Annotated in this window: 11 protein-coding genes; 4 read left to right on the forward strand and 7 right to left on the reverse strand. The window is 63.7% G+C overall.

Translation table 11 applies throughout. The annotated features are described in order from the left end of the window. Positions 1 to 289: 289 nt before the first annotated feature. Positions 290 to 1,399, reverse strand: coding sequence for a MurR/RpiR family transcriptional regulator (locus ACO2Q4_RS03920; protein ID WP_423317420.1), 1,110 nt, complete (start codon positions 1,397 to 1,399; stop codon positions 290 to 292). A gap of 1 nt (position 1,400) precedes the next feature. Here ACO2Q4_RS03920 and ACO2Q4_RS03925 point away from each other — a divergent pair, with 1 nt between their 5' ends. The 3 genes from ACO2Q4_RS03925 (at position 1,401) to ACO2Q4_RS03935 (ending at position 5,186) form a co-directional block, all read left to right on the forward strand. After that, positions 1,401 to 2,228, forward strand: a complete 828-nt coding sequence (locus ACO2Q4_RS03925) for a creatininase family protein (RefSeq protein ID WP_423317422.1) — start codon at positions 1,401 to 1,403, stop codon at positions 2,226 to 2,228. Positions 2,229 to 2,252: 24 nt separating this feature from the next. Beyond that, entirely contained in the window at positions 2,253 to 3,854 is a 1,602-nt protein-coding gene (locus tag ACO2Q4_RS03930; RefSeq protein WP_423317424.1) for an ABC transporter substrate-binding protein, read from the forward strand. Between the two features lie 99 nt (positions 3,855 to 3,953). Further along, the gene (locus ACO2Q4_RS03935; protein ID WP_423317426.1) at positions 3,954 to 5,186 is read left to right on the forward strand and encodes an NAD(P)/FAD-dependent oxidoreductase; all 1,233 of its coding nucleotides are present in this window, start codon (positions 3,954 to 3,956) and stop codon (positions 5,184 to 5,186) included. Positions 5,187 to 5,386: 200 nt separating this feature from the next. Here ACO2Q4_RS03935 and ACO2Q4_RS03940 read toward each other — a convergent pair whose 3' ends face one another. Continuing rightward, positions 5,387 to 6,451: a saccharopine dehydrogenase family protein gene (locus ACO2Q4_RS03940; protein ID WP_423317428.1), complete on the reverse strand. Its 1,065-nt coding sequence runs from the start codon at positions 6,449 to 6,451 to the stop codon at positions 5,387 to 5,389. Positions 6,452 to 6,555: 104 nt separating this feature from the next. On the opposite strand from ACO2Q4_RS03940, the gene ACO2Q4_RS03945 reads away from it, so the two are divergent. After that, positions 6,556 to 7,197: a TetR/AcrR family transcriptional regulator gene (locus ACO2Q4_RS03945; protein ID WP_423317430.1), complete on the forward strand. Its 642-nt coding sequence runs from the start codon at positions 6,556 to 6,558 to the stop codon at positions 7,195 to 7,197. Between the two features lie 354 nt (positions 7,198 to 7,551). Here ACO2Q4_RS03945 and ACO2Q4_RS03950 read toward each other — a convergent pair whose 3' ends face one another. From ACO2Q4_RS03950 to ACO2Q4_RS03970, 5 genes are all read right to left on the reverse strand, one after another. Then, positions 7,552 to 8,484, reverse strand: a complete 933-nt coding sequence (locus ACO2Q4_RS03950; RefSeq protein WP_423317432.1) for a 3-keto-5-aminohexanoate cleavage protein — start codon at positions 8,482 to 8,484, stop codon at positions 7,552 to 7,554. Next, complete coding sequence (locus ACO2Q4_RS03955; protein WP_395131747.1) at positions 8,484 to 9,392, reverse strand: 3-hydroxyacyl-CoA dehydrogenase; 909 nt, start codon at positions 9,390 to 9,392, stop codon at positions 8,484 to 8,486. Before ACO2Q4_RS03955 ends, ACO2Q4_RS03950 begins: the two co-directional genes overlap by 1 nt. Positions 9,393 to 9,403: 11 nt before the next feature. Then, positions 9,404 to 11,923 (reverse strand): ATP-binding cassette domain-containing protein, encoded by a 2,520-nt coding sequence (locus ACO2Q4_RS03960; RefSeq protein ID WP_423317434.1) that lies wholly within the window; start codon positions 11,921 to 11,923, stop codon positions 9,404 to 9,406. Between the two features lie 7 nt (positions 11,924 to 11,930). Beyond that, entirely contained in the window at positions 11,931 to 12,809 is an 879-nt protein-coding gene (locus ACO2Q4_RS03965) for a branched-chain amino acid ABC transporter permease (protein ID WP_311761257.1), read from the reverse strand. Between the two features lie 68 nt (positions 12,810 to 12,877). Then, the gene (locus ACO2Q4_RS03970) at positions 12,878 to 14,128 is read right to left on the reverse strand and encodes an ABC transporter substrate-binding protein (RefSeq protein ID WP_423317436.1); all 1,251 of its coding nucleotides are present in this window, start codon (positions 14,126 to 14,128) and stop codon (positions 12,878 to 12,880) included. Positions 14,129 to 14,260: the final 132 nt, after the last annotated feature.

Here is a 14,260-nt window from a genome sequence, read left to right on the forward strand (position 1 = left end):
TGAGATGCCGGACCACGGCTTTCCCGAAACAGCCGTTCGAACTGCAATGCAGTGGAAACCCTCGTCGTCATAGTAGACGAAGCTGCCCATTTGCGGGTGCCGCACATCTATTCAGGCCACCACCTGTCGAGCACCCGGAGGGCGAAAAGGGGCATGACAGCAATGCTGCACGGCATTGGCGGCGAGGCTGAGGAAGCGGACATTCGTGCGCCGCGTAGCAACTCATCGGGGGCGGGCACATCATTAAGGCTCTTGTCGTATTTCACCGACCTCGCCTGCGATTTTCCCCTCAGCGGCGTCGCTCACCAGTTTCGTCATGATCGGGGTGAATATGACCGATAGTTTCGGCATAGATCTCTGACATCTGCTTCATCCGGTCCACGACCTGCGGGCCGAGCAGGTTGAACACTTCATTGATCAGCAGGCTGCTGAGGCTGACGAAACCGGAACTGGAATCCATGAACTGATTGAGGTCGGTGGCGACCTCCAGCACGTCATCGACACTGTCGCGCCCCCAGTCGCAATGCTGGTCGGTCAGCAGGATCACGGACAGGCCTGCCGCGCGCGCCCGTTCAGCGAGTTCCCTGGTCAGTCGCGAATAGCGCCGCATATCCATGATCAGGATGCAGGAATTGTCCGGGGCATCAAGCAGCACGTCGGAGAAATGCCCGGACCGGCTGTCGACCAGCCGGACCCTCGGGCGCAGATACTGCAGCAGTCTGGCCATGTAGACCGCGTGACCTTCCTCGGGCTGAAAGCCGGTGATGAAAACCTCGGCGCAATGGGACAGGCGGTGGGCGACGCGGGCGAATTCGGGACTGCGCGCGATCTCGTAATTGCGCATCACCGCCGCGATCTCGCGCTCCATGCCGATGTTGCGCGCGGCGGGGCCGGATTGCATCTGCTGATGAAGAGCCTTCAGCCGGTCTCCAAGAAGAAAGGCTCGGTCTTGGGTCTTGCGGTCCAGCTCGTCGCGCAGCGCGGCCTTGAGCTCGCGAAAATGCCGATAGCCTAGCACCCGGCAAAAACGCCCCACCGAGGCTTCGCCGACGCCCAGCTTCTTCGCCAGGGACGCCGCCGTTTCATAGGAAAGCGTTCCAAGATTGGCCTGCATATGCTTGCCGATAAGGGATTCGGTGGGCGTTGCCCGCTTTAGCGCCGCAAGGATGCGGCTTTCGACCGGACCTTGGGGGGCGGCTGGAGTCTTGGTTTCCGGATCGCCCCGATGCCGTTGCTTGCTGGTCATCCCGCCTTCCCCTTTTCCCCATCCTTCCGGCCGGCCCGCGCGAAGGCAGACGCCATCGGTTCTTGACAGAAATATTCCGCATATTAACACTTGCAATAAAACTATCACACCAACTTTGGCGCAGAGCCGCCGATGCGAAGGAAAGGCAATCACGATGCTTGTTGAGGTGGAATGGCAAAAGCTGCGCGCCCCGGAAATTCGCGCCATTGCGGCCAGGCCGGGGGCACTGGCAATCCTGCCCATCGGCTCGTTGGAACAGCATGGCCCGCATCTGCCGGTGATCACCGACACCGCCAGCGCCTCGGCGGCGGCGATCGCGGCGGCGCGGCTTGTCGCCGATGAGGTGCCGGTGGTCGTCCTGCCCGGCCTGTGGCTGGGCATGAGCGAGCATCATCTGCCCTTCGGTGGCACCATCACGCTGGATTATGCGACCCTGCGCGCCGTCCTTGGCTGCATTGTGCGCTCGCTAGTTTCGGGCGGCTTCGGGCGGCTTCTGATCGTGAATGGCCATGGCGGCAATATCGACCCGCTGGCGGTCGCGGTACGTGAGCTGGCGGTGGAATATGACATGCCGATCGTGGCCTGCCTGCCTTGGGACATGGCCCCCGATGAGGTCGCATCCATCATGGAAACGGCGCCGGGCGCGGGCCATGCCTGCGAGGGTGAAGCCTCGCTGATGCTTGAGATCATGCCGGACGCCGTGCGCCCCGAAAACTTTGCCGCGGCCTTGGGCAACCAGAAGGACGACTGGCATCTGCCGCGCGGCGCGAGCCGTTTCTATTCCTTCTCGGAACGGCGTCCGGTGACGGGGACCATGGGCGATCCACGCCCCGCCACGGCGGCGAAGGGCGCGGCGATCCTGACCGCGCAGGCCCAAGCGGTCGCCCATCTGATCCGCGATTCGGCCGCATGGACTCCGCCCGATCAGATCTGGGCGCCGGGGCGTGGTCAACGCAGCACGATGGGCCGGGACCAGGCCTGACCAACCAGCAAGAACATCAGGGAGATGACCGTGACACTGCGCCTGAAACTGCCTTTGTTTGCTTTGACCTGCGCCATGGCGCTTGGCGCGGGGGGCGCCATGGCCAAGGATTTCATTTATTGCTCGGAAGGCGCGCCCGAAGGCTTCGACCCCGCGCTTTACTCGACCAACTCGACCTGGGATGCCTCGGCGCAGACGGTCTATGACGGGCTGACCCGCTACAAGCGCGGCACCTCGGACATTGAGCCGGCGCTGGCGGAAAGTTGGGATGTGTCCGCCGACAACCGTGAATACACCTTCCATCTGCGCAAGGGAGTCAAATTCCACACCACTTCGGACTTCACGCCGACCCGCGATTTCAACGCCGATGACGTGATCTTCAGCTTTGAGCGCCAGATGTCCAAGGACGGCCCCTGGGCGGAATATGCGGGGGCCTCTGGCTGGCAGATGTTCGACGCGATGGGGATGCCCGACGCGATCAAGGAGATCGTCAAGATCGACGATCAGACGGTCAAATTCGTGCTGAACGCACCGGATGCCTCGTTCCTGGCGGCGATGGCGCTGAATTTTGGCGCGGTCCTGTCAAAGGAATATGCCGACGCTCTGAGCGCGTCGGGGAAACAGGTCGAACTGAATCAGAAGCCGGTCGGCACCGGGCCCTTTGCCTTTGTCGCCTATCAGCAGGATGCGGCGATCCGTTATCGGGCCAATGCCGACTGGTGGGACGGCAAACCGCCGATCGACAATCTGGTTTTTGCGATCACCCAGGACCCAACCGTGCGGATCACCAGGCTCAAGGCCGGCGAATGCCTCATGGCTGCCTATCCCGCCCCCGCCGAGGTTCCGGCGCTCAAGGCGGACAAATCGCTTAATGTCATGGAGGCGCCAGGGCTGAACGTCGCCTTCATGGCGTTCAACACCCAGGTTGCGCCCTGGGACAGGCCCGAGGTCCGGCGCGCGGTGGCGATGGCGATCAACCGCCCCGCTCTTGTCGATGCGGTCTATCAGGGCATGGGACAGGTTGCGGAAACGCCGCTGCCGCCAACAATCTGGGGATATAACGACCAGCTTGCGCCCTATCCCTACGATCCGGGCGCTGCCAAGGCCGCGCTGGAAGCAGCAGGCGTGAAGGACGCGAAACTGAACATCTGGGCGATCCCGGTCAGCCGCTCCTATATGCCCAACGGGCGGCGCGCGGCCGAGATGATCCAGGCCGATCTGGCGCAGGTGGGCATCACCGGCGAGATCGTCAGCTATGAATGGGGAGAATATCTGAAACGCGTGCGCGCGCTGGATCGTGACGGCTTCGCGATGTCGGGCGGATCAAGCGACAGTGCCGATCCCGACAACCTGCTGGGCTTTTTCCTGAACTGCCCCTCAAGCTCTGGGAATACCGCGTATTGGTGTAACGCCGAGGTGCAGGACCTGCTGAAATCCGCGCGCGCCGAGACCCAACAGGACAAGCGCGCCGAGATGTATGAACGCATCCAGCAGATCGTGCATGACGAGGCACCCGTGCTGCCGCTGGCCAATTCCCGTGTCGTCCTGCCGATGTCCATCAAGGTGAAAAACTATGTGATGGACCCGCTGGGCGCACATCGTTTCGACAAGGTTGACCTCGAATAGCCGGGCAGTCGGGCGCCGGTTGAAAGGGGCAGCCGCGAAGGGGACTTCGCGGCGCCCGGGGCTTTGCAGGCACTCTCTCCAAGGGTGGCGGGATCAGGGATGACAACGACAATCGTTTTGGGTGCGGGCATGGTGGGCGTGTCCACGGCGCTTGCCTTGCAGGCCATCGGCGACACAGTGGTTCTGGTGGATCGCAAGGGGATTGGCCGCGAGACCAGCTTTGGCAATGCTGGCGCGATCCAGACCGAGGCGGTCGAGCCCTATGCCTTTCCGCGAGAACCGCGCCGCCTGCTTGGCATCGCCCTCGGGCGCGGCGGCGAGGTCAATTGGCACTTTGGCGCGATGCCCGAGCACCTTCGACCCTTGCTGTCCTATTGGTGGAATTCGCGCCCGCAAAGCCACGCGCGCCTAAGCCAGCACTATCACGCCATCGTGGGGCAATCCGATCTTTACCACGCCCCGCTGATCGCGGCCGCCAAGGCCGAGGAACTTGTCGAACGGCGGGGCTATCATGTCATCTTCCGGACCGAGAAGGGACTGGACGCAGCATGGAAGGACGCCCGCCGCCTCAACGGGCAATGGGGGGTGGCCTCGCGGCGTCTGGACGGCGCAGAGCTGACTGCGCTGGAGCCAGGGCTGAAACAAAGCCTGCCAGGCGCGGTCCATTTCCAAGATGTCTGGACCTGCCGCAGTCCCGGCGGATTGTCCGCAGCCTATGGCCGCCTGTTTCAGGCCCGTGGCGGCAACTTCGTTTATGGCGACGCGCAATCGCTGGAGCAGACCCGCAGCGGCTGGCGGCTGACGACCGAGGTCGGCAGGGTTGACGCCGAACGGGTGGTGCTGGCGCTGGGGAGTTGGTCGACCCAAGTGACAGGGCGGCTTGGCTACCGCATCCCGCTGTTTCGAAAGCGCGGCTACCACCGGCATTTCGACGCCGCAGGCGGCCCCACGCATCCGCTTTATGACGCCGAGCGCGCGACCTTCATGGCACCGATGACCCAAGGATTGCGGCTTTGCACCGGCGCCGAGTTCACCCGGTTGGACGCAGAAATCGACTGGCGCCAGATCCGCCGCTCAGAGGCGTCGGCCCGCGAATTGTTCGATTTCGGCGACCCGGTCGAGGCCGAACCCTGGTTCGGGCATCGCCCCTGCCTGCCGGACATGCTGCCGGTGATCGGAGAGGCGCCGCGGCACCCCGGCCTGTGGTTCCACTTCGGTCACGGCCATCAGGGCTTTACCGCCGGTCCTGCCTCTGCCCGGATCCTCGTCAGCGCGATGACCGGTCAGCCCCTGCCGGTGGTCGCGGCCCTCGGGGCGGCCCGTTTCGGCTGACACTTCGCTCTCATGAACCAATGCGCGTTCAGGCATTCCGACCGGTGCTTGCTGTTGAAGGTGAGGCAGGATCAGAAAACAGTCCGGAGGACCGTTTTCCCGGACGATGCGGCCCTCGAAATTGAGGCCAACGACGTCGAGGTCAAGAAAGCGCGCGGCATTCTCCTGCTGTATTTTCAAGGACGGGAGTCCTTGGACTCTCAGTTTCGGGTCATTTGGAAGTCTGGAATCCGCACGTTCAAGGCATTCAGGAAGTCGCCTGCATCGAAAACCGCGCCCGGCGCCTGCGCACCACTGCCCCGGCTTCTCCCGTCCAGCAGCCGCACGACAGCCTCGCAGATAAGCGGCGCGGAAAAGGCATAAATGTCCCGGCCCGTTGCTGTGATCCGGCGGGTTTCGCGACCCTTTCGGATCACGGCGTTGATCGCAAATCGCTGAGGCGAGCGGCCTGACTCGTCGGCAGCCGTCGGCGTAGGCGTATCTACAGCGCGGACATCGCTGAGTGCCGTTCGGTTTAGGAATGAATGCAGTTCCTTCGGCCGAAGATGACGTGTGATGACGGGGATTTCGGAAAAGGGCAACGCGACGACGTCTTGGCGACCAAATGGTTCTGGAAAGTTCAGCGTCAAGTCGTCAGCAGCGGGCACTAGCGGCGCCAGCCTGCCGTTTGACACCACCAGCCGCTGCGCCGTGTTGCGCGCGCCGGTGATCCTTGTGCCCCTGGTCGGGTGCCAGCTATCGAGGGCGATACCGATGCGGATGTCGTCGACATCCACCCAGTCGTCCATGGCAGCAGAGACCATAAGATCGCCAAGACCGCCATAGAACCCCATCGCCGGAAGAACGAGAACGCCTGCCGCGCGCGCAGCCTCATCGAAGGCCTCGAATGTCGCCATCGCGCTCGGCTGCTCGGCGGTCACATCCAGATAATGGGCACCAGCGCGAATGGCTGCTTCTGCAACTGGTGCGGCCGTATCCAGGAAAGGGCCGGCGCAGTTGATGACCGCCGCTACATTGGCAAAGGCGATGTTGAGCGACGCAGCATCATCGATCGCGGCTTCGCGCAGATCAATCTCCGGACCGAAGACGCGCTCCTGCGCCAGCTTCGCATTGTTGCGAACGACGACCACAGGCGTAATGCCTCGCCGCTTCAATTCCGCCACCACGAAACGGCCTGTATGACCGCCTGCTCCAAAGATTGCCACGGCCTTTGCCGCGCCACCATTCATTACATCCCCCGTCTGGGCCTCCAAGCGCCTGCTCATCTCTTCCCTCACCGCTACAGACCTGTTTGTAGTGTTACGCTACGTACAGGTCTGTAGCGTGTCAAGCGCGATGGTGTTAAAGTGCGCTCAATGGAAGTGACCAGATGGTAAAGACGACAGTCAGCACGATGAAAAACATGGCAGAAAATGGCGCGGATTTGCGCGAACGGGTATTGGAAATAGCTTCGAAACTTTTTTATGAACGCAGCGTGCGCGCGGTCGGTGTCGATCTTGTCGTGGCCAAGGCCGGAGTGGCCAAGACCAGCCTCTACCGCCATTTCCGCACCAAGGATGATCTCGTAGCCGCCTTCCTCAGTCGCGAGGATAAGGATTTCTGGAATATTTGGGACGAGGTCGCGCAGATGCACACCTCGGACCCAGCAGCCGAGCTGGACGCACATCTTTTCTGGATCGGCGAACGTGTCGGCCGCCCCAACTACCGCGGCTGCCCCCAGATCAATGTCGCAGCTGAATTTCCGGAAAGCGATCATCCGGCGCGCAAGGTCGCACACGATCACAAAGCGGAACTGCGCCGCCGCTTGACTGTTCTCGCCGAACGCCTGGGAGCAAGGGAGCCGGAAGAGTTGGGCGGACAGCTCGCCGTGCTTGTCAATGGCGCTTTCGTCAGCTCGCAGATGTTGACCGGAGAGGAGGCGGCACCACTGCTTCAGCACATGGCGCACGCACTCGTCGAGTCAGGCTGCGCGCGCGAAGTCAGGACGTTGGAGCAACCAGGCCAAGGCTAGAAGCCGAGCGCGGAACTCCTTTCGAGACGCTCCCGCGAACAACTCCTTCCTCAGGCCGTGCGATAGGGATAGGGACCTCGTGATGTCCTGAGCCTTCTCCAAGCAAGGGCCCGATCAGGGTACCAGCTTTCAGGATCCCGTGGTCCCGCCAAGGGGACACGCCAAATTCGGCTGTTTAAGAACGGAAGGCGCGAGCTAAAGCCGAAATACATGCCGCTTGATCCTCCTGCACGCTGCGAGCCGCTAAAGCAGTCATTGCGTCGCAAGTCTTGATAGGCAGACACTGAAGCACCGCTCGCGAAAAATGCCCTGCCCGTGGGTAACGGACAGGACCGAAGGTCGTATCTGCCCCTATCAGAAAGCAACGGTTTCCGGGCCTTTCAGCGCCAGAATCTCACGTGCCTCGTCAGGCGTGGCTATTTCCAGACCCAGTCCTTCGATGATCTGGCGCGCGCGGGCGACCTGCTCGGCATTGCTCCGCGCCAGACGGCCGGGGCCGTTCCACAGCGAATCCTCGAGGCCCACGCGGACATGCCCGCCCATCGCGGCGGCCATGGCGGCGATGGCCATCTGGTTCTTGCCCGCGCCCAGCACCGACCAGCGGTAATTGTCGCCGAACAGGCGGTCCGCCGTGCGCTTCATGTGCATGACATCCTCGGGGTGGGCGCCAATCCCGCCCATCAGGCCAAAGACCGTCTGGATGAACAGCGGACCCTTGACGATGCCCGCGTCGAAGAAATGCTTCAGGTTGTAAAGATGGGCGCTGTCATAGCATTCGAATTCGAAGCGGGTGCCATTCGCGCCCAACGTGGTCAGGATATGCTCGATATCGCCGAAGGTATTGCGAAACACGATGTCGCGGTTGCCAAGATAGTCCTTTTCCCATTGGTGCTTAAGTTTGCCGTCAAAGCGGTTCAGCATCGGGAACAGGCCGAAATTCATAGTGCCCATGTTCAGGGACGCGACCTCGGGCTTCCAGGTGGCGGCGGGGCGGATACGTTCCTGAATGGTCATCGTGGGCGCGCCGCCGGTCGTGATGTTGACGACGCAGTCGCTGCGCTGCTTGATGACGCGCAGGAAGGGCTCAAACGCCTCGGGCGTCTGGTCGGGCCGCCCGTCCTTGGGATCGCGTGCGTGAAGATGGACGATGGCCGCGCCCGCCTCGGCTGCGCCGATGGCCGCCTCGGCGATCTCGGCCGCCGTCACCGGCAGGTATTCCGACATCGAGGGCGTGTGGATCGCGCCGGTGACGGCGCAGGTGATGATCGTCTTGCGAGGCTTGGCCATTAGTCTTTCCTTTCGCTGCGGCTGCGCAGATGGCGGTCCAGTGCCGCCAGTTCCCGGTCGCGCCAATCCTGGCGTGCGCGGATTTCGGTGTTGGGGAAGGCGTCGGCGACGACCTGGCCCGCGGCTTCGGTAAAGGCTTCGCCGCGCGCCGCATCGTCGGTCAGGCGCGCCAACATCGGGCCATAACGGCGGACGTAATCGGGCACGCCGCCGGGCGCGTTCAGCAGGATGGTTTCCAGCGGCCCCATGAAGGCCCAGCGGCGGCCCAGCCCGTGGCGGATGGTGTCGTCCAGCCCCTGTACATCGATCACGCCGCGTTCGACCAGGCTTAGAGATTCCGCCAGCAGCACCGCCTGCAAGCGGTTCAGGACAAAGCCGTCGATTTCGCGCGTCAGGCGGGCGGGAACCTGTCCGACCTGCCGGAACAGCGCCTCGGCCCGGTCCATGACCTCGGGCGCGGTTTGGGCCGAGGGGCAAAGTTCGACGATGGGCACAAGATGTGGCGGGTTGACCGGATGGGCGACAAGGCAGCGCGCGGCGCCCGCCAGCCCCTCGGACCAGACCGAGGGCATCAGCGCCGAGCTGGATGACGCAAGAATGGTGCCCGGCGCGGCCAGCCGGTCCAGATCGGCGAACAGCGCGCGCTTGATCGCCGCATCCTCGGGGCCGTTTTCCTGCACCCAATCCGCGCCGTCCAGCGCCTTGGCCAGCGTGGCGCAAGGCGTGACCAGCGCCGCGATGCCCGCATCACCGCCCGCGTCGCGGATCATGGCGCCGATGTCGTCGGCCAGCCGGTCGAGCACGGTCGGGTTCGCGTCCCAGACCTGGACGGGCAGGCCCGCACGGGCAAAGACCAGCGCCCATGACCGGCCGATCAGGCCAGCACCGATGATAGCGATTGTGGTCATGCATTCTCCCTTCACAACCAAAGCACCTGGCGGCGCAGATCCAGATCCTCGGCCAGCGCGCGGGACGGTCCGTCATGGAACACCCGGCCCATTTCCAGCGCCACGGTCCGGTCGGACAGGGCCAGCGCAAGATCAAGGTTGTGGTCGACGATCACGATGGACAGCTGGTCCCGCAGCTTGTCGAAACTGTGGAAAAGCTGCTCGACCACTGCGGGGGCCAGCCCCTCGAAGGGTTCGTCCAGCAGCAGGATGCGGGTATCGCCGGACAGCGCGCGGGCGACGGCGGCCATCTGCTGTTCGCCGCCCGACAGGCGGTCGGCCTCGGTCTCCATCCGCTCGCCAAGGCGGGGGAAGAATTCAAGGATCTGCTCATCGCTCCAATGGCTGCCCGCGCCGGTCCGACGCTTCAGGCGGCCCAGCTCCAGGTTCTCGCGCACAGTCATTCCGGCGAAAAGACCCCGGCCCTGGGGAACATAGCCGATGCCCGCCCGCGCGATGGTGGCGGGGTCAAGACCCGCCAGTTGCTGGCCGTCCAGCCGGATCGACCCGGAACTGGGCGTGGCGATGCCGATCATCGACTTCAGCAGCGTCGATTTCCCGGCGCCGTTCCGTCCCAGCAGGGCCAGGATCTCGCCCTTGCGGATGTCGAAGCCGACGTCGTGCAGGATGTGGCTTTTGTCGTAATGGACGTTGACCTTGTCCAGAACGCAGATGGTTTCGCCGACCTTGCCCTGATGGACGCTGGCGGCGACCTCGGCGGTGCCCGAACCGATATAGATCTCGCGTACCTTGTCCGAGGCGCGGGCATCGTCGACGGTGCCGTCCAGCAGCACCTTGCCTTCGTTCATCACCGTGACGTGGTCGGCCAGGTTGAAGACCCGGTCGATGTCATGTTCGACCAGCAGCACCGGAATGTCGGCCGAGACTTGCTTGATCAGGTTGCCGACCCGCTCGCGCTCGGCCACCGACAGGCCCGCCAGCGGCTCGTCGGCCAGCAGCACCCGCGGATGATTGGCCAGCGCAAGGCCAAGGTCCAACAACCGCTGCCCGCCATAGGACAGCGAGCCCGCCTTGGCCCCCTCCATCCCGGCAAGGCCGACCCAAGCCAGAATCTCTCGTGCCTGGTCATTGATGCGCGCGATGCCCTTAGCCGGGATCCACGGGTTCATGCGCAGGGGATCGCCCGCCTGGATCGCAAGCCGGACGTTTTCCTGAACCGTCAGGTCGGAAAACAGGCTGGTGATCTGGAACGACCGGCCCATGCCCATTTGCGCGATCCGGTCGGCAGACAGTCCCGCGACCTGCTGGCCGGCCAATGTCACATCGCCACTGCTGGGGGCAAGGATGCCGCTGAGCAGGTTGAAGGCCGTGGTCTTGCCCGCGCCGTTCGGGCCGATCAGGGCGTGAAGGGTGCGGTCGCGCACATCGATGCTGACGCCGTCCACCGCCTTGAAGGCACCGAAGCTTTTCGTGATCTGCTGCGCCTTCAGCACCGATCCGGCGGGTTGGCCGGTCGCGCGCAGCATCTCGGGCAAGGGCAGTGCCTCGACCCGACGCTCGGCCATGGCGGCGGCCAGATCGGGGCCCGGGAACAGCCGCCGGATGACCTGACGGCCCATGCCGATCAGGCCGTCGCGGGCGAACAGGACGAATCCCATGAACACCAGCCCGAACCAGAACAGCCAGTTCTCAGTATAGATCGACAGGTATTCGCGGAACAGGACATAGAAGACCGCGCCAAGTGCCGGCCCCAGAAAGCCGCGCATCCCCCCGATCACCGTCATCGCCAGCAACTCGCCCGAGAAGATGATCGACATCGGCTCGGCCGAGGTCATGCGGTTCTTGTAAAGCAGCAATGCCCCCGCCAGCGCCGTGACGCTGGCCGAGGCGACAAAGGCCGCCAGCTTGTAGCGTCGGGTGCGATAGCCAAGGGCGGTGGCGCGGGTTTCGTTTTCGCGGATCGCCTCCAGCACATGGCCAAGCGGCGAATTGACGAAACGCCACATCAGCGCCGCGACGCCAAGCGCCAGGACGGCGGTGACGATATAGAAGTTCATGCTGTCGTTCAGGTCGAACCCGGCGATGACCGGACGCTCAATCCCGCCAAGGCCGTTCTCGCCGCCGGTGACGCTGGTCCAGCGAAAGGCGACGGTGAACCCCAGCGCCGACAGCGCCAGCGTCATCAGCGAGAAATAGACCCCGCGACGGCGTAGCAGCAGCCAGCCGAAGCCCGCGGCGATGATCGCGCTCAGCACCACGGCGGCGACCAGCGGCAGGACGATGGCATGGCCGGGCATCGCCAGCGCGACCAGCGCCGCGACATAGGCGCCCAGGCCGAACCAAGCGCCATGACCGAACGAGACAAGGCCGGTATAGCCCGCCAGCAGGTTCAACCCCATGCAGGCCATGGCGAAGATGACAAGTTCGGCCGCCGAGGTCGTGGTCAGCCCGATGGAGTTCATCAGCCAGGGCAACAGGACGGCCGCGACGCCAGCGACCGCAAGCGGGTGAAGAAATGTGTTTCTGGACATCAGGAAATCACTCGAAGCGCAGGATGCGCTCTCCCATCAGGCCGCGCGGGCGCAGCAGCAGGACGACGAACATCAGCAGGTAGATCGCGGCCAGCGACCAGGATGGCAGGCCAATCGCGATGACCAGCCCCTTGACCAGCCCGACCAGCAGCGCGGCCAGCACCACGCCCCAGAAAGAGCCAAGCCCGCCGATGACGACGACGACAAAGGCCGCGGTCAGGACCTCGCCCCCCATGGCGGGATGGACGGGGACGATCGGCGCCATCAGGACGCCCGCCAGCCCGGCCAGCCCGATCGCGATCCCCGCGACCGTCGACAGGTAGGGCCGCAGCGAGATACCCATCGCCGCCAGAATGTCGGGGTTCTGGATGCCCGCGCGAACGATCCGGCCAAAGGCCGTGCGGTTTAGCAACAACCACAGCCCGCCCACCGCCAGCACGGCGACGACGATCAGGAAGATGCGATAGCGGGAATAGATGAAATCGCCCAGGAATACCTGCCCGCGCAGCGCGCCGGGGATGTTATAGGCCAGCGGGGCCGAGCCGAAATGCCAGCGCAGCGCCTGTTCGATCACCATCGCCAGACCAAAGGTCAGAAGCAGGGAATAAAGCGGATCGACGCGGTAGAAGCGGGTGAACAGCAATCGCTCGGTCACGACGCCCAGTGCCGCCACCAGCAGCGGCACGATGATGACCGCACCGAAAAAGCCGGTATAGGGCGTGATCGCGATGGCAAGATAAGCGCCGATGGCAAAAAACGCCCCATGCGCCAGATTGACGATCCCCCCCAGCGAAAAGATCAGCGACAGGCCGATGGCGATGAGCAGGTAGTAAAAGCCATCCAGCAGCCCGTTCAGAAGTTGCGACAGGAACAGGAACATGTTCATGCGGTTTCCCCCCCTTGGTTGGTCGCGGGGCGCGCGCGCAAACCGGCGCGCGCATCCCGTCCTGATGGTTACGAGGAGAAGCTGCAGGTGCCGCCCACCGCATCAGCGATCAGCGTTTCCAGCGGCTGGTCCGGCTGGGGCAGCGGACCCGAGGTGGTGAAGATGTCCCACTGGTTCGCCGCCTCGCCCGAAGGCAGCGCGGTGATCGCGTAGATCTCTTGCAGAAGCTGGTGGCTCTCGGGGTGGAAATAGCCATCCCGTGTTTTCATCATATCGAACTTGGTGGCCGGATCCTCGAAATAGTCGATGATCGCGGCCGGGTCGGTTCCCTTGGTGTCCCGGATCGCCTGGGCCAGGATCTGGATCGCCATGTAATCGCCCCAGGCCTGGTTCTCGGGCGGCTTGCCGTATTTCGCGGTGAATGCCTTGACGAAGGCCTGGGATTTCTCGGTCTGGATCTGGTGGTTCCAGACGCAGGGCCAGGTGCCGCGGAAATTCTCGGCCCCGGCGGCCCAGGCGGACGCCGTGTCGAAGCCGAAGCCGCCCAGCGGAAACTCCAGCCCGAATTCCCCGTATTGCTTCAGGAAACTGGTGATCTGGGTCCCGGCAAGGTTCAATGCGACAAGATCCGGCTTGGCGTCCCGGATCTTCAGCATGAAGGACGAGAAATCGGTCGCATCCGTCGGGATCAGGTCTTCGCCCGCCAATTCGCCGCCGTGACGGCCAAGGAAGGCATGCGCGCCCTTGGACAGGTCATGGCCAAAGGCATAATCGGCGGTCAACAGGTACCAGCGCTTGCCCTCGACCAGCCCGTTCTGCAGCAGGTGCTGGCCTTCGGCGTTCACATACATGACGTTCTGGGTTTCGACATGGAACATGTGACGCTTGCAGTCGCTGCCGCGCAGGGTGTCCGAATTGGCGCCGGTATTGATGAACAGCCGCTTCGCGCGCTCGGCGGTCTGGGCGATGGTCAGGGCCGAGGCAGACGAGATCTCGCCCACGATGGCCATGACATTGTCGCGTTCGATCATGCGCTCCGCCTTGGTCGAGGCGGTCTGCGGGTTGACGGAATCTTCCTTGAGGATCTGCAACTGGCGTCCGTCGATGCCGCCGGCCGCGTTGATTTCCTCGACCGCCAGATCGACGGCCATGACGGCATATTCTCCCAAGGGCCCCAGAAAGCCGGTGCGTGGCGTCAGGTGCCCCAGGACAATGGGGCCGTCCTGGGCCCGCAGGATCGACGGTGCGCCAAGCGCCCCAGCCGCAAGGGCGCCGCTGGTCAGCAGAAATCTGCGGCGATCAATTCCAGATAGGCTCATCGAACACTCCTCCCTTTGTTCGGTGGCAGTCGCAGGCGATCTCCCCATCACTGCGATCTGAGATCACAGTTGAAGCCAGAAAAGCATTTGTCAATTTTTTAATGGGCCATGCACTTGCAAACTGAGATCACA

Source organism: Paracoccus sp. KR1-242 (assembly GCF_049446195.1).
In the GTDB taxonomy this organism is placed as follows: Bacteria; Pseudomonadota; Alphaproteobacteria; order Rhodobacterales; family Rhodobacteraceae; genus Paracoccus; species Paracoccus broussonetiae.

Coding starts and splice junctions, on each gene's coding strand:
- ACO2Q4_RS03925 (WP_423317422.1), top strand. CDS start 1,401: ATGCTTGTTGAGGTGGAATGGCAAAAGCTGCGCGCCCCGGAAATTCGC.
- ACO2Q4_RS03930 (WP_423317424.1), top strand. CDS start 2,253: ATGACCGTGACACTGCGCCTGAAACTGCCTTTGTTTGCTTTGACCTGC.
- ACO2Q4_RS03935 (WP_423317426.1), top strand. CDS start 3,954: ATGACAACGACAATCGTTTTGGGTGCGGGCATGGTGGGCGTGTCCACG.
- ACO2Q4_RS03940 (WP_423317428.1), bottom strand. CDS start 6,451: ATGAGCAGGCGCTTGGAGGCCCAGACGGGGGATGTAATGAATGGTGGC.
- ACO2Q4_RS03945 (WP_423317430.1), top strand. CDS start 6,556: ATGGTAAAGACGACAGTCAGCACGATGAAAAACATGGCAGAAAATGGC.
- ACO2Q4_RS03950 (WP_423317432.1), bottom strand. CDS start 8,484: ATGGCCAAGCCTCGCAAGACGATCATCACCTGCGCCGTCACCGGCGCG.
- ACO2Q4_RS03955 (WP_395131747.1), bottom strand. CDS start 9,392: ATGACCACAATCGCTATCATCGGTGCTGGCCTGATCGGCCGGTCATGG.
- ACO2Q4_RS03960 (WP_423317434.1), bottom strand. CDS start 11,923: ATGTCCAGAAACACATTTCTTCACCCGCTTGCGGTCGCTGGCGTCGCG.
- ACO2Q4_RS03965 (WP_311761257.1), bottom strand. CDS start 12,809: ATGAACATGTTCCTGTTCCTGTCGCAACTTCTGAACGGGCTGCTGGAT.
- ACO2Q4_RS03970 (WP_423317436.1), bottom strand. CDS start 14,128: ATGAGCCTATCTGGAATTGATCGCCGCAGATTTCTGCTGACCAGCGGC.